The organism is Amycolatopsis sp. NPDC054798 (assembly GCF_053611505.1).
The window spans coordinates 177,505-200,064 of the sequence record NZ_JBSHAM010000002.1; the positions used below are offsets into that span (position 1 = coordinate 177,505).

At 69.6% G+C, this 22,560-nt stretch carries 16 protein-coding genes and 1 pseudogene; 3 read left to right on the forward strand and 14 right to left on the reverse strand.

The window, feature by feature from the left end; genetic code table 11:
* Positions 1 to 6: 6 nt before the first annotated feature.
* The 6 genes from ACWGIC_RS02370 to ACWGIC_RS02395 form a co-directional block, all read right to left on the reverse strand.
* Positions 7 to 777 carry an ABC transporter permease gene (locus ACWGIC_RS02370; RefSeq protein ID WP_452074086.1) on the reverse strand — a complete coding sequence of 257 codons (771 nt, stop codon included), beginning with the start codon at positions 775 to 777 and terminating at the stop codon, positions 7 to 9.
* Complete coding sequence (locus ACWGIC_RS02375) at positions 774 to 1,763, reverse strand: ABC transporter ATP-binding protein (RefSeq protein WP_452074087.1); 990 nt, start codon at positions 1,761 to 1,763, stop codon at positions 774 to 776. Before ACWGIC_RS02375 ends, ACWGIC_RS02370 begins: the two co-directional genes overlap by 4 nt.
* Positions 1,760 to 2,842: a nucleotidyltransferase family protein gene (locus ACWGIC_RS02380; protein ID WP_452074088.1), complete on the reverse strand. Its 1,083-nt coding sequence runs from the start codon at positions 2,840 to 2,842 to the stop codon at positions 1,760 to 1,762. Before ACWGIC_RS02380 ends, ACWGIC_RS02375 begins: the two co-directional genes overlap by 4 nt.
* A complete protein-coding gene (locus ACWGIC_RS02385; RefSeq protein WP_452074089.1) occupies positions 2,839 to 4,014 on the reverse strand; it encodes a M16 family metallopeptidase in 1,176 nt (391 codons plus the stop codon). Before ACWGIC_RS02385 ends, ACWGIC_RS02380 begins: the two co-directional genes overlap by 4 nt.
* Positions 4,015 to 4,044: 30 nt before the next feature.
* Positions 4,045 to 5,352 carry a helix-turn-helix domain-containing protein gene (locus ACWGIC_RS02390; protein ID WP_452074090.1) on the reverse strand — a complete coding sequence of 436 codons (1,308 nt, stop codon included), beginning with the start codon at positions 5,350 to 5,352 and terminating at the stop codon, positions 4,045 to 4,047.
* A gap of 346 nt (positions 5,353 to 5,698) precedes the next feature.
* Positions 5,699 to 6,607 carry a LysR family transcriptional regulator gene (locus tag ACWGIC_RS02395; RefSeq protein ID WP_452074091.1) on the reverse strand — a complete coding sequence of 303 codons (909 nt, stop codon included), beginning with the start codon at positions 6,605 to 6,607 and terminating at the stop codon, positions 5,699 to 5,701.
* A gap of 98 nt (positions 6,608 to 6,705) precedes the next feature.
* On the opposite strand from ACWGIC_RS02395, the gene ACWGIC_RS02400 reads away from it, so the two are divergent.
* Positions 6,706 to 8,094 (forward strand): CynX/NimT family MFS transporter, encoded by a 1,389-nt coding sequence (locus tag ACWGIC_RS02400; RefSeq protein ID WP_452074092.1) that lies wholly within the window; start codon positions 6,706 to 6,708, stop codon positions 8,092 to 8,094.
* Positions 8,095 to 8,178: 84 nt separating this feature from the next.
* Here the strand turns inward: ACWGIC_RS02400 and ACWGIC_RS02405 are convergent, their stop codons facing one another.
* The 6 genes and pseudogenes from ACWGIC_RS02405 to ACWGIC_RS02430 all read right to left on the reverse strand — a co-directional run bounded on the left by ACWGIC_RS02405 (position 8,179) and on the right by ACWGIC_RS02430 (position 16,455).
* Positions 8,179 to 8,733, reverse strand: a complete 555-nt coding sequence (locus ACWGIC_RS02405; RefSeq protein ID WP_452074093.1) for an SMI1/KNR4 family protein — start codon at positions 8,731 to 8,733, stop codon at positions 8,179 to 8,181.
* A gap of 185 nt (positions 8,734 to 8,918) precedes the next feature.
* Complete coding sequence (locus tag ACWGIC_RS02410; protein ID WP_452074094.1) at positions 8,919 to 10,298, reverse strand: lytic murein transglycosylase; 1,380 nt, start codon at positions 10,296 to 10,298, stop codon at positions 8,919 to 8,921.
* 139 nt (positions 10,299 to 10,437) lie between these two features.
* Positions 10,438 to 11,886, reverse strand: coding sequence for a SpaA isopeptide-forming pilin-related protein (locus tag ACWGIC_RS02415; RefSeq protein ID WP_452074095.1), 1,449 nt, complete (start codon positions 11,884 to 11,886; stop codon positions 10,438 to 10,440).
* 113 nt (positions 11,887 to 11,999) lie between these two features.
* Positions 12,000 to 14,174 (reverse strand): annotated as a pseudogene (locus tag ACWGIC_RS02420) (SdrD B-like domain-containing protein); the annotation flags it as partial.
* A gap of 328 nt (positions 14,175 to 14,502) precedes the next feature.
* Positions 14,503 to 15,228 carry a hypothetical protein gene (locus ACWGIC_RS02425; protein ID WP_452074096.1) on the reverse strand — a complete coding sequence of 242 codons (726 nt, stop codon included), beginning with the start codon at positions 15,226 to 15,228 and terminating at the stop codon, positions 14,503 to 14,505.
* 27 nt (positions 15,229 to 15,255) lie between these two features.
* The gene (locus tag ACWGIC_RS02430; protein ID WP_452074097.1) at positions 15,256 to 16,455 is read right to left on the reverse strand and encodes a right-handed parallel beta-helix repeat-containing protein; all 1,200 of its coding nucleotides are present in this window, start codon (positions 16,453 to 16,455) and stop codon (positions 15,256 to 15,258) included.
* 475 nt (positions 16,456 to 16,930) lie between these two features.
* Here ACWGIC_RS02430 and ACWGIC_RS02435 point away from each other — a divergent pair, with 475 nt between their 5' ends.
* The gene (locus ACWGIC_RS02435; RefSeq protein WP_452074098.1) at positions 16,931 to 18,076 is read left to right on the forward strand and encodes a Dyp-type peroxidase; all 1,146 of its coding nucleotides are present in this window, start codon (positions 16,931 to 16,933) and stop codon (positions 18,074 to 18,076) included.
* 31 nt (positions 18,077 to 18,107) lie between these two features.
* On the opposite strand, the gene ACWGIC_RS02440 is transcribed toward ACWGIC_RS02435, so the two are convergent.
* Complete coding sequence (locus tag ACWGIC_RS02440) at positions 18,108 to 19,445, reverse strand: hypothetical protein (RefSeq protein ID WP_452074099.1); 1,338 nt, start codon at positions 19,443 to 19,445, stop codon at positions 18,108 to 18,110.
* A 405-nt stretch (positions 19,446 to 19,850) separates the two neighbouring features.
* On the opposite strand from ACWGIC_RS02440, the gene ACWGIC_RS02445 reads away from it, so the two are divergent.
* The gene (locus ACWGIC_RS02445) at positions 19,851 to 20,975 is read left to right on the forward strand and encodes a serine hydrolase domain-containing protein (RefSeq protein WP_452074100.1); all 1,125 of its coding nucleotides are present in this window, start codon (positions 19,851 to 19,853) and stop codon (positions 20,973 to 20,975) included.
* A gap of 462 nt (positions 20,976 to 21,437) precedes the next feature.
* Here the strand turns inward: ACWGIC_RS02445 and ACWGIC_RS02450 are convergent, their stop codons facing one another.
* Positions 21,438 to 22,490, reverse strand: a complete 1,053-nt coding sequence (locus ACWGIC_RS02450) for a hypothetical protein (protein ID WP_452074191.1) — start codon at positions 22,488 to 22,490, stop codon at positions 21,438 to 21,440.
* Positions 22,491 to 22,560 lie beyond the last annotated feature (70 nt).

A 22,560-nucleotide genomic window follows, 5' to 3' on the forward strand; every position in this document is an offset into this window, starting at 1 on the left:
TAGACCTCAGGTGTGGGAGAGGGTGCCGGTGCGGCGGACGTGGCCGACCACGCGGCTCAGCAGGATCATTCCGATGCCGTAGCCCGCCGCGCCGAGGACGAGGATCGTCGCGAGCCGCGGCAGCACGTCCGCGACCGCAGGCACCGCGAAGCTTTCCCGGAGCAGGTCGGCCGACCAGAACAGGAACACCGCGCGCGCCAGCGGCTGGAGCCAGTCCGGCAGGAACGACACCGGTACGAGAACGCCGCTGAGCAGATAGAACGGATAGGTGAGGGTGTTCTGGAGTGTCCGAGCCGAGGACGACAGCACGAACAGCGGAGCCAGCAGGCAGGCAGTTCCCGCGGTGGCCAATCCGGTGACGAGCACGCCGGCCAGGAGCACCAGCGGATGCGGGATCTCCGGCCAGTGCCCGGAAAGCGCCGCGACGGTCAGCCACGCCTCGGCGAACGACGCCAGTCCCGCGACCGTCACCACGCACATCCGGCCCAGCACGGTCACCGAGAACGGCGCGGGTGCCGCGACCTGGCCTTCGAGGGTTCCGAGGACGCGGTCGTCGAAGATGATCTCTCCCGCCAGGGAGAGCCCGAACGTCCACAGTGACATCAGCGTCGGGGCCACGACGGCGTAGGGCACGAGATCGGTGCGCCCGCCCGACTGGGTGATCATCAGGATGACCGCCGTGAACAGCGGCGTGGTGACGCAGATGTGGAGGGTGTCGACGGATCTGCGGGCCAGCGCGGACTGGAACCGGAAGGCGGCCAGCAGCTGCCTGATCACTGTTTCACCGCCATGCCCCGGTCTCCGATCAGCCGCAGATAGACCTCCTCCAGCCCCAGCGGGCCGGTGACCAGCCGGGTCACCCCGGCGTCGACCAGCACTCCGAGCACGGCGGCGGACGCGGCGGAACCGTCGGTCGTCACGAGCACCCGACCGGACGCCGCGCGCTCAGCCTCGGCCACGCCCGGCAAGTCGCGCACCGCCTCGAAAGCCGCTGCGGGCACGTCGTCCGCCTCGATCCGTTCGGTGCGGGAGACCAGCTCGCCGATCGTGCCCGGCGACCGGGTGGCCAGCACGGTGCCGTGGTCGATCAAGGTGACGCGGTCGCACACGGCCTCGGCCTCGGCCATGTCGTGCGTCGTCAGCAGGATCGTGCGCCGTTCGGCCCGCAATTGGCCGACCAGCACCCGGAAATCCTGGGCGGCGACGGGGTCCATGCCGAGCGTGGGCTCGTCGAGGATCAGCACCGGCGGATCGGCGATCAAGCCGCGCGCGAGATGCAGGCGCTGTTTCATGCCCCGGGAAAGGAAGTCGACCCGGTCGTCGCTCCGGCCGGTCAAGCCGAGGCGCTCCAGCAACGCGTCGGTGCGGCGTTTGAGGTCACGGCCGGAGAATCCGTAGAGAGCGCCCCAGAAACGCAGGTTCTGGCGGGCGGTCAGCCGTCCGTACAGCCCTCGCTCGCCGCCGAAGACGATGCCGACCGACTGCCGTACTTCTCGCACATCCCGCACCACATCGTGGCCGAGCACGCGCGCGGTCCCGCTCGCCGGCAGCAGCACCGTCGACAGGATCCGGCACAGGGTGGTCTTGCCCGCGCCGTTGGGTCCCAGCAGGCCGCGCACCTCCCCCTGCTCCACGACCAGGTCCACGCTGTCCAACGCGCAGACCCGGTCCTTCGCCGAACGCCGTGGCGGCCCGTAGTAGCGGGTCAGTCCCTGGGTTTGCACGGCAGCGGTCGCCGTGCCAGAAGAGGATGGGAGGGTCATGCCCGTACCCCTTCCCATGCCTCAAGAACTGCCGCGTAGCGCTCGGGGTCCACCACGGCACCTTCGACGAGGAGGTAATCCCCAAGCGGGGTCAGCAAAAGCGCTTCCGTTCCGACAACGCGCACTTCCGACGTCTCTCGCTCCGCCTGGCCGGCCGAGCGGCCCAGCGGCATGCCGTGCAACAGCCTGCCCTCTTCGAACGCTCCGGCGGACCCGTCCGTCCGGACCGGCCGGTCGTCCGCCGCGGCCCGCCGCCGGTTTTCCCGTTCAGCCTCGGCCGCGAGGGCGTCTTCCAGCCCGGCCAGTCCGTTCAAGGGGACGCGAGATTCGCTGTACCGCACCAATTCGGCGAGTTCCGGAGCCAACCGGTACTCCGCCGCCGCCTCGACGATCTCCTCGATCGTCATTCCGGCGCGGGAAAGCATCGACAAGTCCAAAGCGTCCCGCGCGTGGAACGAACGCTGCAGCCGTTCCTCCGCGACGCACAGCAGCGTCCCGACCGGCACCGATCGGGGCAGCGTCCGGCGAATCGGCACGGAGCCGAAATCCCCCGTCAGCGCCGCCGTCGAAATCTCCACTTTGAACCGCGGGTCGATCAGCGGCTCCGGCGGGTCCCAGGTCATCGTCACCATCAGGTGCCGTTCCGCACGACCGAAAACCGACACGGCGACGTGCAGCGGTTCGTCCCGCGCGAGCAGCTTCGCCGCTGCCCACAAATCCCGTTCGTCCCGGGTCAGCAGGTCCAGGTCCCCCTGCGGCCGCAGCGCCCAGTCCGGGTAGTACCGGGAGACGTTCGGCCCTTTGATCACCTCGACCGGCACGTGCTCCGACACCTCGGCCAGCAGGCGGCGGTAGTGGTCCTGCCGCTGCCTCCAGCGCGCCAGCGCCGCCGCGGCCACTGGGCCCATCGCGACGCCCGCCCGCTCGATCACCGACAGCACCAAACCCGGGAGCATGTAGTGCTGATTGCGCGCATGGGCCATCAAGAGGCCCAGCCCGTCCTCCTCCGGCACGTCCAACGCCTCGTAGATCATCGCCAGGTCCAGTGCCGGTTCCTTTTTCGCGCTGTCGTGGTTCATGCGGCTTCCGGCCTCACCGTCACGACGAGACCGTCGAGGATCTCCGCCGCGGCTTCCCGCACGTCGTCGACGCTCACGGAACGAATGGCCTCCAGTTCGGCGGCGACAGTCCACCCGGCCCCGCCCACGAGCGCCCGCTCGGCCAGCATTCGCGCGTGTTCCGACGGCGATTCGGTCGCGCACACGATCTCGCCGACAGCTCGGCGCCGGGCGTCGGCGAGATCCGATTCGTACGGGCCGTCCTTGGCCAGCCGGTTCAGCACCTCGCAGACGACCTCCGTGACCGCGGCACCGTTTTCGCCGTCCGTGCCCACGAGCACGCGCCACGCACCGACCTCCAGGTACCCCCGGTTCCACGCCTGGAAGGAGTAGGCGAGCCCCTTCTCGCCGCGCAGGAAGCGGTAGAGCGGCGAGGCGGAACTGCCGCCCAGCAACTGGGCCAGCACCTCGAAGCCGTAGCTCCGGGGATCGTCGCGCGCCGCGGAGCGACCGCCGACCGACACCCAGGCGAACCCGTTGGGCCACCGGGGTTTCGTGGCAGCGACCGACTTGAGCGGCACCGGCTTCCGGACGCACACCTCAGTCAGGTCGACGGCGGGCAACGGGCCCGGGGAAGACGGCGCGACCACCGCGATCGTCATCTGGCTGCTCAGCAAGCCGCTGCGGTGCCCGGCCCGCACGGAAGCCAGGTCCATGCCCTGGATCTCGGCTTCGGTCCCGCCGACCGGACGGCCCAGCGGATGGTCCGGGAACAGGTCGGCCAGGAACGCGTCCTGCACGACCTCGAGCGGATCGGCGGCAGCGGCGGTCAGCTCCTGGAGCACCGCGGTGCGTTCGGATTCCAGCACCGCCGGCTCGTATCCGGGTTCGGCGACCGCGCGCACCAGCGACCGCAGCGCCACGTCCAGGTCCTCGGCGAGCACCCGGGCATGGAAGAGCATGTGCTCCAGCCCGGTCTCGGCGTTGGCCTGGCCGCCCCGGCGTTCGACGTACTCGCACAGCGGCCCGGCGCCCGCGACCGGCAACGACATCAGCAGGTGCTCCAGATAGTGCGCGAGACCGCCCCGCTCCGCCGGATCGTGCCGCCCGCCGTAGTCCACGGCCAGGGAAATGCTCGCCGTCCTGAGCCTTTCGTCCACAACGGACACGACTGGTATCTCTCTGCTGGGCATGACGTACCTCTTTCTGTTGGCTCTGAGATGTCAGGCGCTGCCGCCGACGACCGCGTCCCCGGCGCGCACAGCCGGTTGGGAGGCACGGGAATCCGGCAGACGGCGTACTTGGGCGCGGAGCCCGTCGGACGCCAGCCGCAGCGGGCCGGTCGAGTCCAGCTCGGCGGAGAATGCCGCGGTGAGCCGGTCGAGGCGGTAAGCGTCGGGCAGAATCTGCTGCAGCAGATGGATTTCGGCGAGAGCGTCCAGCAACACGTGGGCTTCGTCCACTTCGGTCCCGAGCAGACTGGCCGCGGCCGTCGGAGAGAAGGGCTCCCCGCCCATGCTCGCCAGGCGTGGCAAGGCACGCGCCGCCGCAGGTGCCAGCTTGCGGTAGGACCACGACAGAACGGTCCGCAATGTGGTCGTCTCATCGCCGTGACCGTCGAGCGGAGACCGCTGCCAGCCAGCGACATCCCCCGCGGCGACGCGCAAGGCGAGCGGGACGTAACCGCAAGAACGCGCGAGCTCGGACGCGGCCGATCGGTCGAATCGGGGCCCCGCAACGACTTCGAGCAACCGAACCGCCTCGTCTTCGGCCATCGGCGGCACCGTGACCCGCTCCGCGCCGTCCCGCACGACCAGTCCGGACAGCCGGTCCCGGCTCGTCACCACCACATGGCACCCGCCCGCTGCCGGCAACAACGGCCTGACCTGCCCCGCGCCAGCCGCGTTGTCCAGCATGATCAGCACTCGTTTTCCGGTCAGCAGACTGCGGTACCGGGCCGAGAGGTGTTCCGCGGGCACTTCGGCCCCCGCCTGCCCGCCGAGGGAATTCATGAAGTGGCGCAGGACATCGCTCTCGTCGGCAGGCCCGCCGGGGCCGAAGCCGCCGAGATCGGCGAACAGAACCCCGTCCGGGAACTGGCTTGCCGCGTCGTGCGCCCAGTTCAGCACTGTCGCCGTTTTGCCGATCCCCGCCGGTCCGTCGACGATGACGACCGTGCTCTGCGCCGAGTCGCTCCGCGTTCCCGGAAGCGCGCGGTCCAGTTCGCACCTCGTCCCCTCGCGCCCGACCAGACCAGGCACCGCCCTGGGCAACTGGTTGACCGACGGACCGCGACGGCCTGGCCTGCCGGTGCCGACAAGGCTGCTCAGCAGATCGCCGGTGCGCAACGCGTCGTCGCACCGGCGCGCGAGCATGTCGGTCGGTGCTTTGTCCTCGGTCTCCACTCTGCTGAGATGGCTTTTGCTGTAGTTGACCAGCCGGGCCAGCTGGACGAGCGAGAGCCCCCGGTCCTGGCGCGCGGCCCGCAAGGCGGAACCGAACGACCGCGCGGGGGTGGTGTTGATCTGCATTCGCCACTGCTCCGGTTTCAGTTGTCCAGCCGGGTATTTCGTGGTCGGCCGACTCAGGGCGACCGCGGCGAGGTATTCCTCTTCAGCGTTTGTCGCGAATCCTCAACGTAAGCCCGGCTGGCCGGGCCTGGTAGTCCCGAAGACCCGGCACCGCGCTCCCGGTAGCCGGATCCCGTGACTTGACCGCCACCGGCCATGGCAGGCGTCCGCGGCATATTTCGCAGCCGACGAACAAGGACGGCCCGTCATCGCTGCGGGACTTATTTCATTTCGGAAAACGCGTCGCCGCCAAGCGGGTGCAGGCAATGTTCATCATCTTGCCCGCGGTACCGGCGAATACTGTTTTTCAGACGGCGAGCAACGCCGGAACAAGCCGCTCCAGTTCCTCGAGCGCGGCGGCGATCGCCGGACTGGTCCGGCTGCCGCGCCGGGTGACGGTGAGGATCTTGCGGCGTGGCTCGCCGACGCAAGGAAGCCGGACCACGGCAGCGTTCTCCGGAGCCTGCACAGTCCGGGGAACCAGCGCCACCCCGAGCCCGTGAGCGACCAGAGCGATGGTGGCGTTCCAGTTCAGCGAGTCGTGCGCGACGTCCGGGGCGAATCCGGCCGCACCGCAGGCTGACAGGACGTGCGTGCGACAAGTGCACGCCGCACTGGGCACGATCCACGGCTCGTCGGCGGCCTCCGCGAGGTCTGCCCGGTCACGACCGGCGAGCCGGTGACCTTCAGCGACCACCAGGTCGAACGGATCGTCCAGCAGCGGCTGCTGATCGAATCGGGCCCGGTCGCGCGGCGGCTCGTCCGGGGCGGCCTCGACCACGGCCAGGTCGATGTCGCCGTCGAACAGCCGGTCGAAGCAGGCCGCGGACTCGGCCTCGCTGATCCTCGGAACAAGCCGGGGATGGCGCGCGGCCAGCGCGGCGGCGGCCGGGGCGAGCAGCGCGGCCACCGCGACGGGAAAACCGGCCAGGCGCAGCAGCCCGGCGGGCGAACCGCCGTCGGCACGCAGGTCCAGCTCGGCCAATTCCCAGCGCGCCTCGAGGTCGTCCGCGTGGGCCAGAAGCCGTTGTGCCGCAGGAGTGAGCCGCACCCGGCGGCCCTGCGGTTCCAGCAGGGTCACCCCGAGTTCCCGGCCCAGCTGACGGATCTGCTGGGACGCCGCCGACGGAGTGAAGTGCAGCGCCCGCGCCGCCGCGGTCACGGTGCCGTAGTGGTGCACCGCGCGCAGCACGTGGAGCCGCCGCAGATCAATCATGTAGTCGATTCTTCACAATGCCGACGGAAAACACAACCTGGACCGGTGCGGTTAGGCGGACGACGCTGGAAGCGAGGCCGACCGGAAAGGAAGTGCCGATGAACACGGTGTGGCTGTCCTTGTTCGCCGAAGCCGTTGTCGCGACGGGTGTCGCCGCCGGCCTGGCCCGCTGGGCCGCCCGCTGGCCAGGCCCTGTCGCCAGAGCCCGACGCCGCGGTCCGGCTTCCGGCGTCACTCGCTCCACTGCGGCCTGGACTCTCCTCGGGCTGGTGCTGCTTGCCGTCAACCTGCGGGCAGCCATCACGGGTGTTCCCCCGGTCCTGAGCGAACTCCAGGACAAGTTCGGGCTGAGCGGGCTCGGGGTCAGCGTGCTCACCGCCTTGCCGGAACTCTGCGTAGGCGCCTTCTCCGCGCTCGCCCCCGTGCTCGCCCGCCGGATCGGCACCGAGGCGGCGATCGCCGCGGCTCTCCTGGCGATCGCGTTCGGGCTGCTGTTGCGGGCGGTTTCCGCCCAGGCGGCGCTGTTCGCCGGGACCGTGCTCGCCGGAGCCGGGATCGCTGCCGGCAACGTGCTGCTACCCGCGGTGATCAAGCGGTTCTTCCCCGACCGCGTGGGATCGCTCACCGGCCTGTCGATGATGCTGCTGTCGGTCGGCGGTGCCGCCGGGGCGGGCCTGGCCGTCCCGCTGGAACACCTGGGCGGCTGGCGGCTGTCTCTGGCCGCGTGGACGGTCCCGGCCGCGATCGCGGTCCTCGTGTGGGGCCCGCTCGGGCTGCGCGGACGGACGCGACAGCCAGAAAGCCCGTCCACCGCGGCTACTGACGGAGCCGAAGGGGGCTCGCTGCTGCGCTCGCCGCTGGCGTGGTGCGTGATGATCTTCATGGGCATGGCGTCGTTGATGTTCTACACCTTGACGTCGTGGCTGCCCGAGATCATGCAAGGCCAGGGAGTGGCCCCCGCCACCGCCGGGACGATGAACTCGGCCGTGATCGTCATCGGCATCCCGCTCGGCTTCGTCGTGCCGATGGCCGCCGCCCGGCTGCGCGACCAGAGGCCGCTCGTCTTCGGCGTCGTCGCCCTGATGGCGATCGGGCTCCTCGGCCTGTTGCTGGTTCCGCGGGCCGGATGGCTCTGGGTCGCGATTTTCGGGCTCGCCACGGGCAGCGCGTTCCCGATCGCCCTCACACTCCTCAACCTGCGCTCAGCCACGCACACCGTCACGGCACGGCTCTCGGGCATGGCCCAGTGCGGCGGGTACCTGCTCGCCGCGTGCGGCCCGGCGGCTTTCGGAATGCTGCACACTCTCACCGGCGGCTGGGAGGCGTCGATCTGGCTGCTCGTCCTGCTGCTGGTGCCCGAACTCGGATGCGGCCTGGTGGCCGCCCGACCCGGTTTCGTACGCACGCGGCCGCCGCGCCGCGCCGAGCGGCTCGCCGAGCCAGCGGAGGTCGTCGCGGAGTCCTGCGCTTCAGACCGTTCGCACTGAACTCTTGCGGCCCAGTCGCCTGAGCATGGTTATCGCCGTCGCCAGACAGCGGTGAAGGAAAAGCCGCGTCCGGAATAGCCCCGCCTAGCGCGAATACGATCGGATGAACTCCACGGGGATGCTGGCGAAATCCCACTTCAGAAGGTTGCCCTCGCCGGTGTTCGCCAGGATTTCGCGGAGAAGCCGCGTGGCGGGGCCCGGATGTTCGCGCCACTCGTCCGCGCCTTGGCTGTGGTACGCGATCCTCCAGGCATCCGGATCGGGCGAGGAGGTGATCCAGCAGAGGGTTCCGCCTTGACCGTCGGTTCCCCAAGGCAGCAAGCCGCCAGGTTCGGGGAAGAGGCCGTAGTCGACGCCGGCGAGGTATTCGAGGTCCTCGTCGCCGAGGATGTTCAGGAGTTCGTCAAGATCGCGCTTGTAGTCAACCCATTCATGCTCAGTCGCAACCGGACTGCAAACCATGATCCCGCGAAATATCCCGCCCGGGAAGCGATTCAACAGTTCTTTGTAGTCGGATGGCAGCGGCGTACGGAGTTCGCGTTCCACGTCTGCCCACTCTTTTTCCGGCGTGAACTCTTCGCGCCAGCCGAGGAGCCGAGCGATCTCGTCGACGAGGGACGCGGCACGGGCTTCGGTCATCGGTTCTCCCGCCAGAGGACGGACACGGCCGGATTATCGCCAAACACCCGTTCAGCTTGCCACCGGGAAGGTGGCTGGCGGGATCCAGCACTCCGCCAGCCCTCCCCTCTCGCCTGGCACCGGCCGCAGCGACTACGAATCCACCACGCCCGCGACCACCCCGCGACACCGAACGAAAACCGCTCCTACTCCTCCGTCTTCGACACGTCAGCACCTTGCCGCCGCTCAGCTGGTTCGCCCGGGGACGCAGCGGCCGCACCGTTCAGCTGCGGGCTCGGCGGAGGCCCCTCAGCCCGGCACGGAGCCGCAGCCGCCGGTTTGACCAGCTTCAGCCCGTGCTGACGCAGCGCGGCGACCGAGATCTGGCCGATGGCCTCGTGCTCAGGCCGGGGAAGGTTGGCGGTCATCTCGCAGATCGCCGCGTGGACTGTGCTCTGAATGTCCTGCGAGAGTTGTTTTCCGGCCGATGACGCGGGCGAAGCAGCCACAGTGGCTCCGGTCGTCGGCCTGCCAGCGGTGTGGTGGTTGGCGGAGGACGGCACCGCGGGACGGTCGCCGGGCGACGGACGCGGGCTGTCGGCCGGTTTGGGTTGAAGCGGCGCGGGAGCGGGAGTTGACGGCGGAAGGACCGCGGCCGCGGGAGGTTCCGGATCGACGACGGTGACCGACGCTGGCGGCAAGTCGTGAACCTGGCCAGGCTCAGGCACGTTGCCCACGGGGTTGTCCGGCAGTTGGGCAGCGATGCCGTGCTCGTAGTCGCGGGCCAGCGCGAGGACGGTGTCCACGTAAGACTCGGAGTGGTTGTAACGGAACACCGCCGCGCGGGCTCCGGCAGCGGCGCGCAGGTCTCCGCCGCCGGAGCACAGGTAGTCGCCCGCGCCCAGTGCGGCGTCGTAAATGTTGTTCGGGTCGGCTGCGCCGTCGCCGTTGCCGTCGGCGGCGACCGCCCGCCAGGTGGACGGGAGGAACTGCATGGGACCGACCGCTCGCTCGAACACGGGGTCGCCGGTCCAGGTGCCGCCGTCGGTGGCGCGGATCAGCGCGACGCCCGGCCTGCCGTCCAGCGGGATGCCCCGGATGGGCGGGCTGGGGTATCCGTCGGCGCTCAGCGTCGCGCCGCCGAACCGGCCGTGGTTGGATTCGACCCGCCCGATGCCGGCCAGGATCGACCAGGGCAGGCCGCAGGACGAGTCGCGGCGGGCCAGCACTGAGGCGGCGTTGGTGTAGGCGGCCAGTGCGGTGGCGGGGATGCCCGTCGCCGATCCGCTCGGCGACCCGGAAGAGCCGGACCGGGACGCCGCGACCAGCTGCACCCGCGGTGCGACGGGCACGGGCAGCTCACCAGGCGGCAGCGGGCTGGCGATCACGGGTTCAGGAGCCCGCGGCGGCTGCACAGCACCCAGCGGGTGGCGGGCAACGGCACTGTCCTCGGTCCGGCCGGGCCGGCTCGGCTCGCTGGGCTGGCTCGAAGCGACAGCACCGGCGACGAGCAACGCGGCCGCCACGCACGCGCTCGCCGTTCGCCGCCGGTCCCCTCCGTCGGTGTGCGACCGGGTGCTTGGCATTGCTGAACTCTCCGTTCCGAGATGGATGTGCGGACACGAGGGTCTTGTCGTCCCCGGGCTCGCCGGGCCGGACGTTCCGGGAGGTCGCCCGGGCGAGGGTGTCTCCCCGGCCGAAGCACGGGGAGACACCCTCAGCCGGTCACGCGCGCCGTCGGCGGCGGCGAGCTGCCGCGACCAGCATCGCCACGCCCGCGCCCAGGAACGACAGGCACAGTCCGGCGAGACCGGAGAACGGCATGGTCAAACCGGTTTTGGCCAGCGGCGGGGCCGGCCGGGGGCCCGGAGGCGCCGGCGGGGGCGGCGTCAACGGCGGCGGAGGCGGCGGTGGCGGAGGCGTCTTCCGGTTCAGCCGGGTCACTTCCACCACGTGCCCGATGCTGGCCTCGCTCACCGTGTGCGGGCCGCTGATCGGGTCGGCGGGCAGGAGATAGCCAGGAGGCGCGGAGATCTCCTGCAGGTAGTAGTCGCCCAGTCCCAGGCCCCGGAAGTCACAGACGCCCTGTGCGTTCGTCGTGCACCGGTCGCCGGCCTTGGTGTCGGGTTTCGGACCGTCGACCTTCAGCCCGCCACCGTCGCCATTGGTCTTCTTCCACAACTGGAACACCGCGCCCGCCAACGGTTTCCCGTCGCCCTCGCTCTTCTTCAGCAGGCGGATCTCGCCGGTCTTCGGCTTGTTGACGGCGGTGACGCTGACGCCCTTGGCGAAGTTTTCCTTGGTCAGCGCGAGCGGTCCGAGCACCGCCGGTTCCGGCAGGACGTATCCGTCGGGAGCCTTGGTCTCCTGCCAGTAATAGACGCCCAGCGGCACGGTCTCCGTGCAGAGGCCGGTGGCCGGTGTCGTGCACGGGTCGCCGATCTTCGTGTCCGGGTTCGGGCCGTCGACCTTCAGCCCGCCACCGTCGCCATTGGTCTTCTTCCACAACTGGAACACCGCACCCGGCAACGGTTTCCCGGCCTCGTCGTGCTTGAGCACGCTGACGGTGCCGGTGCCGAGCTTATTGACCGCAGTCGTCCGGGCGCCTTGCGAATAGTTGTCCTTGGTGAGCGTCAACGGTCCGAAGATCGCCGGGTCCGGCAGCAGGTACCCGTCCGGCGCCGCGGTCTCCTGCCAGTAGTACTCGCCGAGCGGCTGGTGCGAAGCGCACACACCGTCCGCGCCCGTCGTGCACGGGTCGCCGATCTTCGTGTCCGGGTTCGGGCCGTCGACCTTCAGCCCGCCACCGTCGCCATTGGTCTTCTTCCACAACTGGAACACCGCACCCGGCAACGGTTTCCCGGCCTCGTCGTGCTTGAGCACGCTGACGTCGCCCATCATCAACCGGTTGACGGCAGTCGCTTTGACCCCGTCGGCGTGGTTGGCGGCCGTCAGGTCCAGAGGCCCGAAGACCGCTGGATCCGGCAGCAGGTACCCGTCCGGCGCCGCGGTTTCCTGCCAGTAGTAGGTGCCGAGGGGAACCGTCTCGCCGCAGACGCCGTCCGTTCCTGTCGTGCAAGGCGAGCCGACCTTGGTGTCGGGCTCCGTCCCGTCCGGCTGGAGGCCCGGCGTGTCGTTGGACTCTCGCCACAGCTGGAAGACCGCGCCGGGCAAGGGTTTGCCGTCCTGTCCTGTTTCAGCACGCTCACCTTGCCTTCGGGCTGGTGGAACCCGAAGTCGTAGGTGTGGTTGTTTTCGCCGGGGCCGCCCGTCGTGACGGTCTTCTCGGGGTAGGAGCCCCCTTGGGGCACGACGCCGTCGCTGTCGACGAACCGGTTCGTTCCGGCGTCGTTTTTGGTGACGTACCACTGGTAAAGGGGGCCGCCCGGCTGGTAGTCCTCCGGATTGTCCACCTTGATCGTGTACTGCGTGTGCGGCAGAAGGCCGCCCGGGACGTTGGAATTGTCGAAGTAGTATTCGCCGCGGCTGGTGGTCGTCGTGGTGCTCACGAGCTTGCCGTCCGCGTCGTAGAGCCGCACCGTCGCCCCGGGCACCGGCGGCTCGCCGGGGTCCTGGACGCCGTTCTTGTCGACGTCGTACCAGACCCGGTTGCCGATCTGCAGCGGAGCCTCGTCGCACAGCACCTCCAGGTCGGCCATCGAGGCGCCCTTGCCGAAGCTGCTGCTCAACTGGTTGCCCGAACTGGCTTCCGGAGGACGGCTGCCGTCCCGGTTGGTCCAGGCCGTGCCGCCGGTGAACGTGGCCCCGACCGGGTCGATGGCCGAACTCGCGATCGTGGTCTCGACCTTCGACAACGCGACGCCGGCGAACAAAGCGTTGAAGTGGTAAGCAGTGCGCTGCTGGTCGTAGAACCCCGCGCCGCGGGTCGTCTTGCCGCAGCCGGTGTTCTCCGCCATCACGAACATGCCGGTCGAATCGGGGCAGGCCCGGCTCAGCGCGCCGCCCGCGGACGGGGTGACCAGGCCGCCGCCGGCGACCGCGCGCTGGGCGTTCCCGATCTGGTCGCCGTAGCGGTCGCGGAAACCGAGGATCAGCGAGCCGTCGGTGTCCACGATGATGTCGGCGAGCATCGGTTCCGGGTTGGAGGAGTAGGTGTTGCCGCACGTGACGCCGTCCTGCTTCAGCGGGATGGTGTCCGACCAGGGATACCAGGCCGCGCCCTTGCACGGGGCCACGGTGTAGGTGACGGGCCGGGGGTAGTCCAGCTTCTGGTCCATCACCACCGGGCCGAAGGACTCCGCGACCGGATCGAACTTGCGCACGATCGCGCGCAGGTCCGACCGCTGCTGGCTCGACTCGGCCGAGCACACGCCGCCGACGTAGACGACACCGTCCTGAATCCCGAGACCGTAAGGACGCCAATCCCCGGCGTCCGCGCAGGGAGTGTCCGGCCCGGGAATGGCGTAGCTGGCCTTCGGCGCGGAAGCGGCCGGCTGCGTCGCGTCGTAGCGGTAAAGCTTGCGGTCAGCCAGATTGACGACGTACAGGTCCTTGCCGTCCTCGCTGACTTCGACGTCGCCGAGGGACTCCTTGGCGACATGAGGCGCGAACGCGAGGTCCATGTCCGTGGCGAAGTCGTGCGGCGAGCCGCCCGCGCCGGGGACCGTGGTGAACAGCGACGTGGCGTTCGTCTTCATGTCCGTGCGGTAGATCGCGCCGGCGCCGGACGGCCCGTAGGCCGATCCCCGGTGCGCGGTCGCACCGCTGAAGACCCACTTTTTCTGTTTGCTGTACCCGATGCCGTACAGCGCGCCGGTTTCCGCCTGCGTGGCGAGGTCCGTCGTCCGGTTGTTGACCCCGCGCGCGTTGTACGGGAAGGAAACCAGCGTCCGCGACGACGACGGCTCGGGGGTGACGTTGTTGCGGATACAAGCGGTCACCAGTGTCGCGTTCTTCTGGCAGTAGTCGCCGGGGTTCCAGAACGCGGTGGTGTACGAAACGTTCTTGCCGCCCGAGAGATCCACGAATTCTTCGGTGTTGCTCAGGTTGTCCGGAGCGCCGTCCAGGCCGGCGCGGTCCGCGAACGCCGAGAAGAACAGGCCCGGCTTCGGGTTGATCACCTGGACGCGATATTTGCCGCCGGACAGCGGGCTGCCCGCCGGCGACAAGGTGACCGTGCCGTCGGCGGCGGTCGTCCCGGAGATCGCGGCTCCCGCGTCGTCGGTCAGGTTCACCGTGATCCCGGCCATTCCCGGCTCGAGCACGGGGGTGTACTTGCCGGAGTCGTCCACTGCCCGGACCACCCGCACCGTCACAGTGCCGTCGCCGTCCGCCCGAGGAGCGGCGGCCGGCTTCGCGGCGGCGGCGGTTCCGCCGGCCAGGCCCGGCGCGGCGACCGCCGCGAGAGACAGAGCCATGATCCCGAACCGTTGAAGCCACGACAGCTGACGCGGTTTCCGGCGCGACGCCGTGATTCGCGACGCGGGTACGGAGCGGGACATCGCATCACATCCGATATCAGGTCAGGGGTCTGACTTCGGGCAAGAAAGTGCGGACGCATGCGCAGGCGCGATAACTCCCCGGACGCGGCACGCGTAGGCAGCATGCCCCGAAACCAGATAAATTCGCTATTCGAATCAACCGGAAATCGGCAAGCCCACCCGATAGAGTCAGATCGGACAGTTCCGAATCTTCATTCCGCCGACGGGTTCCCGGGAACTGACACCGGACTGAACCGAATAACTTTCAGGCAGAAGAACAGGGGTTCACGCTTCCGGGAAGATTTATGAATCTGTTTCCGCGCGTCGATTCGGTTTTCCGCGCGGCGCGTTACCGGGGCTGCCACGGAGTGCCCGGCACCGGTCCCGCCTGTCCTCCGGGGAAATCGAGTTCGAGGACGCCGTCGACGCCCGCCAGTTGCGCGGTCACCCTGCGCAGCCCGCCGGTGTCGTCAATCCAGTAAGTGAGCGGCGATTGCCGGGAGCCGTCCGCCGACCTCGGACGAGGGCCGGCGAACACTTCGCAGGGCTTGCCGTCGATCTCGTCGCCGCGCAGCCACCGCGGCCCCTGTTCGGCCAGCACTTGCGCGTTGTCCGGCCGGTCCTGGCCCATGAGCATGGACAGCCGGAGAGCGGCGTCCAGCGGATCGGTGGTGAACGAGCGCGGCGACCAGTCCGCCGGCCGCAGGGTTCCCGCGGCGGCGAGCGGGTCCGCCTGCCGGCCCGGAGCGACTGCCAGGCCCCGGTCGTCCCACGCCACCAGTCCTTTCGCCGAACCGGCGAATTCGTAGGACCCGACCGCGCGGTGCTGCCGGTAGTCCACCACGGCATCGACCACGACGACGCTGCCCGCCATCGGAGCTCGCACTCGTATTCGCGCGGGACTGTTCTGGTAGGTGGTGTATCGCGCCATCGCCATTCGCCCGGCCTCGTCGAGAGTGACCGGCCGGGCCTCCGGCTCCGCTTTCGGCGTCAGCGCCCACGCCCCGCAGCCGACTGCCGCGGCGGCGACCAGCGCGCCGGCCAGCCACCGGGCTCGTCGAGATCCCCGGATCATGCGCACCTCATTCCGATCGGCGTGGCGTCACGGCGCCGCGGGCAGCGGATAGCCGCCGAGATCCACCGGACCGGGCAATCCCGCGGCGGCTTTGGCCGGCGCGCCGGGCGGGCCCGGGAGCCGAGGCTGGGCCGGGGGCCGCGGCAGCCCGCGGAAATCCGCCCCGGGCGGAGCGGCGATCGCGGCAGGCGCCGTGCCGGGCCGACCGCCCATCTGGTTCGCCTTGCCCGCCGCGGAGAGGACCAGGTCCGCGCCGTTGCCCGCCACGAGGCTGTCGGCGACCGTGTTTCCGTCGGCCGCGTAGCCCTGGACATCGCTGATGATGACCCCGGCGGCCTTGTTGTCCTTGACCAGGTTGCGGACCAGGGTGTTCGCGCTTCCCCCGCCGATCCCGACGCCGATCCCGAACCCTCCGTCGGCCTGCGCCGGGCTGTGCGGATCGTTGTTGTCGGCGACCACGTTGCCGGCCAGCACCGCGCCGTGCTGCGGGGCGAGGGACTCGAAGTCGTTGGAGTTGACGGTCACTCCGACCCGGTTGCGCACCGCCCGGTTGCCGAGGAACCACAGGTTCTCCGACGCGTTCGTGATCTCGATGCCCACCGCGTTGTGCTCGACAAGGTTGCCGCGCACGAGCGTGTTGCAGGGCCGGCACTGACCGACGTAGATCCCCGAGTCGGCTTGACCGGAGGCGTAGGAGTTCTCGATGACTCCGTCGCGGGCGTCGAAAGAATAGATTCCGTACAGCGCGTTGTTGTACGCCGTCACGAAAGAGGCGCGAAAACCCTGAAGCGGCGGGAACTTCTGCGGGTTGAGCGGGTCGTAGCGGATGCCGCCGGCACCGGGGCCCTGCAGCTTCTTGTCGGTGACGCCGGTGAACAGCACGCCGTTGGCCAAGAACCGGCGCACCGTCAGGTTTTCCACCGCCGACTGCGATCCGGTGACGGTGATGCCGTTGATTTTCGCGAAATCCCCGTCCACGACCACGGTGTTGCGGTCGGTGCCCCGCAGGACGACTCGCGGTTTGGTCATGGTGACGCTTTCGTGGTACTCCCCCGGCGAAACCAGGACCAGGTCGCCTGCCTGGGCGGCGTCCACCGCTTCCTGGATCGTCTTGGCGTCCGCCGGAACACGGATGACTCCCGGGCTCGAGTGCGTGAGCGGAGCGGCGTCACCGCCGGCACATCCGGCGGCCGACGCGACGCCGAGCGCGGCGAGGCCAGCTGCCACGGAACGGTGCCATCGATGGCCAGACCTGAACATGTCGATCCGAGATCTCCCGCTCTCCGCGATATACAAAGGCCCGCGAAATGCTGTCGTGCGGGCACCGTTCTCCAAATCGGCCGGAGAAGTCTCCGGGTTTAGGGTCAACGGGCCACGAACACCCGAATGGGTAGGGCCGGCCCGCGGGCATTGTCTCGCGGATATCCGCCGGAGCCGAACCAGCCGGCCAAGCATCCCCTGGCTCCGGGCACCGCGCGCACAGATCTCGCGGCAGGGCATCGGCTTTGCCGACGGTGGCGGTCCACACTGGACGGAACCAGCAATTGGCAACCGGTCAAGCACGCGCCGGACCCGCGTGCCCGGACCGGACCGCGCCAGGTCGGATAGCATTGCCGAAAGGCCTCAAGGCCGTCCCGTGCCGATCGTTCCGCACAATGTCCGGTCGACGCGCATTCCCGGCCCGATTTCAGGAAATTCCTTCATGTCGCACGATTCACCGGACAAGGCGGCCACCGGCCGCCGGAGTTTTCTTCTCGGTGCGGCCGCTTCCGCCGCGGGATGGGGGCTGAGCGCCTGCGCCTCGCCGCCACCGCGGGCGCCTGCCCCCGGCGCCAGCGACGCCGCCCGGCCGTCCTTCCGCGGCACGCACCAGGCCGGCATCACCGACCCGGCGCCGCGCAGCCTTCTGTTCGTCGCGCTCGACCTGGCCGAGGGTGCGGACCGAGCGGCTGTCGACCGGGTGCTGGCCGGCTGGTCGCGGGCCGTCGAGCCCGCGACGCGAGGCAACCCCGGCGTTCCCGAACTCGCCGATCTGGACACCGCCGGGCTGACCGTGACCATCGGTGTCGGGCCCGGCCTGCCCGGACGGATCGGCCTGAACGCTCCCCCGGAACTCGCGCCGATCCCAGCCCTGCCCAACGACCGGCTGCGGCCCGCTTTCTGCGGCGGCGACCTGGCCGTCCAGATCTGTTCGCCCGACCCGCTGGTCTCGTTGCAGACCGCACAGGCACTCGCCCGGCTGAGCCAGGACACGCTGACCGCCCGGTGGCAGCTGCCCGGATTCAGCCAGCCCGGGCCGGCGACGCCGCGCAACGCGTTCGGCTTCAAGGACGGAACGGGAAACCCGCGCGCGGCCGCCGACGTCGACGACGCCGTGTGGATACCGGACGGCCCATGGCGCCACGGCACCTATCTGGTCGTGCGCCGGATCTCGATGGACATCCGGCGTTTCGCCGCGTTGCCGAAGCAACGCCAGGAGGCGGTGATCGGGCGCCGGCGGGACAGCGGGGCTCCGTTGACCGGCCACAGCGAGTTCGACGAGATCGACCTGTTCGCCAAACACCCCGACGGCACCTACGTGCTGCCGGTCGACGCGCACAGCAGGCGGGCACACGCGCGTTTCGACGGCGGCCGCCAGATGCTGCGGCGGGCTTTCACCTACTCGTCCGGCGACGAGCACGGACTGCTGTTCCTGGCCTTCATGAAAGACCCGGCGCTGTTCGCCAGGGTGCAGACCCGGCTCGCCCGCCAGGACGCCCTCAACGACTTCATCCAGCACCTCGGATCGGCGGTTTTCCTGATGCTGCCCGGCACTGGCGACGAGGGCGTCCTGCGTCTTCCAGGCTGACCAGCGCCCACGCACGGATCCGGTGTGCCGCTCATGCACTGGAAGCCGGGGTGCGCCGGAGTTCCGCGGCCCGCAGCGCCACGGCGCGTGCGGGCGGGTGCGCGGTGTGCGGACGCAACCGGGCGCGCAGAGCCGCCAGCGCGGCGTCCGCCCGCCCCGACACCAGATGCGGATAATCGCCGAGAAACCGGTTCCACGTCCGGCAGGCCTCGTCCAGGCAACCAGCGTCCAGGTGCAGTTCGGCCAGCCGCGCCCGCGTGATCGCCCGCGCCCGGCGTTCCGAAGCGGGACGCTCCCGCAACGAGCGGTCCAACGCGACGATCGCCGCACGCCGCTTGCCCAGGCACGCCTCGACCGCCGCGTGATGATGCGACAGCGCCGCGCGATGATAAGCCCCCACCGGAGGCGTCTCGGCGTCAACATGCTCGAGGTAATTCTCGGCGGCGCGCAAATGCACGAGAGCCTGACGACGATCGTCGGCGGCGGCCTCGGCCACCGCCGCCTGCCCCGCCAAGAACGCGCGGACCCGCGCGGGAGCGTCCCCGGGAAGAGCCCGGGTCGCCGCGATCGCCAGATTCACCGCGTGTCTTCGGTGGCCGAGCATCCGAGCCTGCACGCTCAAGGCGCGCAACGTGATCGCGTAGTGCAGGGCATCGCCCGCGGCACGGGACAGCTGCAGAGCGGCGAGATAGTAGCGCTGCGCGACTCCGTTCATCTCGTCGTCGAAGCACAAAAAGCCGCACAGATAACACAATTGCGCCGCCGAATCCAACAACCCGGCGCGCACCGCCGGCGCGGCATCCGAACGCAACCACGGAGCAATCGTCGTGTGCAGATACCGCACCAACGCCGGACGGACATGACCTCCCCCGTACGCCATATCCGCAGCCGAAAACAGCTTGAGCATCGACTGTGCGGCATCCAGTTCGACCCGGTCGATCCTGCCCGGCCCGTCCCCCGCCCGCGCCACCGTGCCCGCGAGCTCAGTCCAGCCCGGCACGGACAGCGCCGCCAAGCTGTAGACGCACCCGGCGACCGCACGACGGCCCGCCGCGCCGCTGCGGGCCAGCTCCGCCAGCTCGGCAGGAACGTCGGTGCACCACCGAGGGGCGAGTTCCGCGGACGGAGCTGGTCCGAGTTCCGTGTCCGCAACGGTGATCCGCCGGCCAAGACGACGGGTGAAGGCTTCGGCTATCAGTTCCGGAGCAGGCGGGCGGGGCCGGGTCCCGGAAAGCCAGTGCGCCACCGCGGTGCGGTCATAACGCAGCCGCAACCCCATCTCCGCGCCCAGCTCATTGGTGCGCTCCGCCAGCTTCTGACCCGTCCACCCCGCCTCCTCGATCAACCGCCGCAAACCCTGATTCGACACCACCGCTCCCTCCCGCCACACGCCACGCCCCAACGCCCGGGCCCGCCTCCCGACCGGCCCCGACGAGCCGTGAAACAGACTCGGAAGTAACAACCTCACGTCATCGCTTACCCACTGCCCCCAGCCAGCAAGCAGCGCCAAACGGGTACACCCAGTCACCGGAACCAACACTCTTCGTTACCCAGCACCTGTTTGCCCGGCAGCCCAGCGTCAGAAAGCTGTCGGTCACGCGAATTTCGCCGCTCGAGCGAACACTCCGGCGGCGCGGCGGGCAGGCAGGCAGAACCCGGTATGGGTAGCACTACCTCAAAACGGGGGCCAGGGACAACGACACGGGCAGCCGCGTCCGGACATCCTTGAGTCGGCAGCGATCGTTGCTTCCCACCGATTCCGCAGGAGTTGTTCGTGCTCGCACAGAGATGGCAGAAATTTCTCTCGTCGGCGGCCGCCGGCGTTCTGACGTTCAGCGTCCTCGCCGCACCCGCCGCGTCCGCCGCCGGCTGGGACGAGACACCCTTGCGGCAGGCAATGGACCGAGTCGTCGCCAGCGGGGTCGCGGGAGTCCAGGCGCGGATACGCGACAGCCAGGGCGACTGGTCCGCCAGCGCCGGAGTCCGCGCGCTCGGCAGCAACCAGCCGCCCTCGGCCGACGGAAGGTTCCGGATCGGCAGCGTCACCAAAACCTTTGTGGCCACCGTGGTCCTGCAACTGGCCGGAGAACGCAGAATCGGGCTCGACACCCCGGTGAACCACTACCTGCCCGGCCTGCTGCCCGGCGGAAACCGGATCACCGTGCGCATGATCCTGCAGCACACGAGCGGGCTGTACAGCTACTCCGACGACCTGCCGTTCGGAGAAGGCGCGACCCAGATCGCGCACGGCTTCCCCGCCATCCGGTTCCGGCACTTCACTCCCGGGCAGCTCGTGGCGATGGCGACCGCGAAACCGCTGCTGTTCGAGCCGGGGCAAGACTGGTCGTACTCCGACACCAACTACATCGTGGCCGGCCTGCTCGTCGAGAAGGTCACCGGGCGCACCTGGGGAACCGAGGTGGCCGACCGGATCATCCGGCCGCTGGGCCTGCACGCCACCAGCGAACCCGGCGACAACCCCGCCCTGCCGTGGCCGTACGCGCGCGGTTACTCCCGGCTCGACGGCAAAACCGTCGACGTGACCGAATTGAACCCCACCGTGGCAGGCGCCGCCGGGTCGATGATCTCCACCACCGCCGACCTCGACGACTTCTTCCGCGCCCTGCTGAGCGGACGGCTGCTCTTGCCCGAGCAGCTGACCGAGATGCTCACGCCCCGCGAAACGAACCTCGGGATCGGCTACGGCCTGGGCATCATGAGCATCGCGATGCCGTGCGGGACCACGGTCTGGGGCCACACCGGCGGCATTCCTGGATACGCGACCCACGCCTTCGCCACCGCCGACGGCACCCGCCAGGGCGCGTTTTCCGTCACCACCGACAAAAACCCGGCACACGGCACGGAAGGCCGGATCTTGACCGCGATGTTCTGCCCGTGACCCCGCCGGGCCGCAGAACCGGCGCGGCCCGGCCGAGCCGATTGCCAGGATCCTCTGCTCCCGGCGGTCTCCTGGCCGCACGAACACGGCGGCACCGGAAGTTCCCGAGCACACCGCGCACGGCCGGACTCCCTGGCATTGCCGGCAGGACCCGTGATCGACACATCGAACCGGCGGGGCATTTCCGATCATTCGTCCGGCAATGCCGCGGAACTCCGCGCGATCCGGATCAAACACCATCGTCCCGGGTATTCCGAAGTTTCCGGCCCGGCACAACCCGCCCGGCCCAGCGTGTCGTCGCGCTCGCGATAGAAAGCGGGTTCCGCCTTGCCGATCTGGCGTACTCGAGGAGACACAGCGACTCGCGACAGCAGCGAACCGTGGAAAGACAAGAGCGGCGGGTCCGAAGTCTCCCGAAGGTGACTGATACCGGAGCCGGCTGACGCGCCCGCCCGGCGTGGCTCACACCTCGGCCTTCGCCGAGAGAGGACCGCGTTCGAACCGGACATGGGCGCGCATGAGTTCCCCGGGGTTGGTTTGCGCCGCCAGAAGGGAAAGTTCGCCGCACAGCACAGTCGCGGCCGCGATGACCGCGAGCCTGCGCGCGTTGTCGCCCGGGGCGCGGTCGGCACGGCAGCCGAGACGCGTCAGGCTGGCCTCGACAAAGCCGAGCCCTTTGCCGTTGCCCACGGTCCCCACGATCAGATTCGGGAGCGTACAGGAGAAATAGAGATCCCCGTCGCGATCTTCGGCGACGGTGACGCCTTGCGAGCCTTCGACGATGTTGGCCGCGTCCTGGCCGGTCGCCAGGTAGAACCCGAGCAGCATGTTCGCGTAATGCGCGTTCGCCGTACGGATTCCGCCGGCGAGCAGGGTGCCGAGAAGATTCTTGCGGACGTTCAGCTGCGCGATGCTGGCCGCCGAAGTGTGCAGCAGGTCGGAGACGAGACGCCGGGGCACGAGCAGTTCCGTCACGACGTTCTTGCCGCGGCCGAGGATGCCGTTGATCGCGGTCGCTTTCTTGTCGGTGCAGTAATTTCCCGAGATGGACCCGTAGGAGATTCCCGGGACGGTGCGCAGCAGGTGCGCCAGGAGCGCGTCGGCCGCCAGCGTCGCCATGTTGTGCCCGGCCGCGTCGCCAGTGGTGAACTCGAACCGGATGAACAAAAGATTCGCCGTGAGCTCGTGGCGCACGCCGACCAGCTGGGCGAACCTGCTGCGGCTGCGGGTGATCTCGCGCAGTTCGGCCAGCATCGAGTGCAACTGCCGGGACGCGGCGAGCGCGGTCGGCGCGTCAACAGCTTCCACGATGACCGAACGCGTCATGCGCTCGTCGACCAGGGTCGCGACGACCCCGTGCTCGGTCAGCATCGAGATTTTCGCGCCGCGGCCGATCGAGGGCCACAGCGGCGACTCCAAGGTGGCGATCGGGACCTCGGTACACGTCGTCGCTACATTGCCGGAGATCTTCACCGGCCCCACCCAGTTCATCGGGATCCCTGCGACATCGGGCATCTCGTTCACGGGTGCGCTCCCTTCGATCTCGCCAGCTGCCGTTGGGGTTGCCCGCGGCCCGGACTGCCTG

Coding starts and splice junctions, on each gene's coding strand:
- ACWGIC_RS02375 (WP_452074087.1), bottom strand. CDS start 1,763: ATGACCCTCCCATCCTCTTCTGGCACGGCGACCGCTGCCGTGCAAACC.
- ACWGIC_RS02380 (WP_452074088.1), bottom strand. CDS start 2,842: ATGAACCACGACAGCGCGAAAAAGGAACCGGCACTGGACCTGGCGATG.
- ACWGIC_RS02385 (WP_452074089.1), bottom strand. CDS start 4,014: ATGCCCAGCAGAGAGATACCAGTCGTGTCCGTTGTGGACGAAAGGCTC.
- ACWGIC_RS02390 (WP_452074090.1), bottom strand. CDS start 5,352: ATGCAGATCAACACCACCCCCGCGCGGTCGTTCGGTTCCGCCTTGCGG.
- ACWGIC_RS02395 (WP_452074091.1), bottom strand. CDS start 6,607: ATGATTGATCTGCGGCGGCTCCACGTGCTGCGCGCGGTGCACCACTAC.
- ACWGIC_RS02400 (WP_452074092.1), top strand. CDS start 6,706: ATGAACACGGTGTGGCTGTCCTTGTTCGCCGAAGCCGTTGTCGCGACG.
- ACWGIC_RS02405 (WP_452074093.1), bottom strand. CDS start 8,733: ATGACCGAAGCCCGTGCCGCGTCCCTCGTCGACGAGATCGCTCGGCTC.
- ACWGIC_RS02410 (WP_452074094.1), bottom strand. CDS start 10,298: ATGCCAAGCACCCGGTCGCACACCGACGGAGGGGACCGGCGGCGAACG.
- ACWGIC_RS02425 (WP_452074096.1), bottom strand. CDS start 15,228: ATGATCCGGGGATCTCGACGAGCCCGGTGGCTGGCCGGCGCGCTGGTC.
- ACWGIC_RS02435 (WP_452074098.1), top strand. CDS start 16,931: ATGTCGCACGATTCACCGGACAAGGCGGCCACCGGCCGCCGGAGTTTT.
- ACWGIC_RS02450 (WP_452074191.1), bottom strand. CDS start 22,490: ATGCCCGATGTCGCAGGGATCCCGATGAACTGGGTGGGGCCGGTGAAG.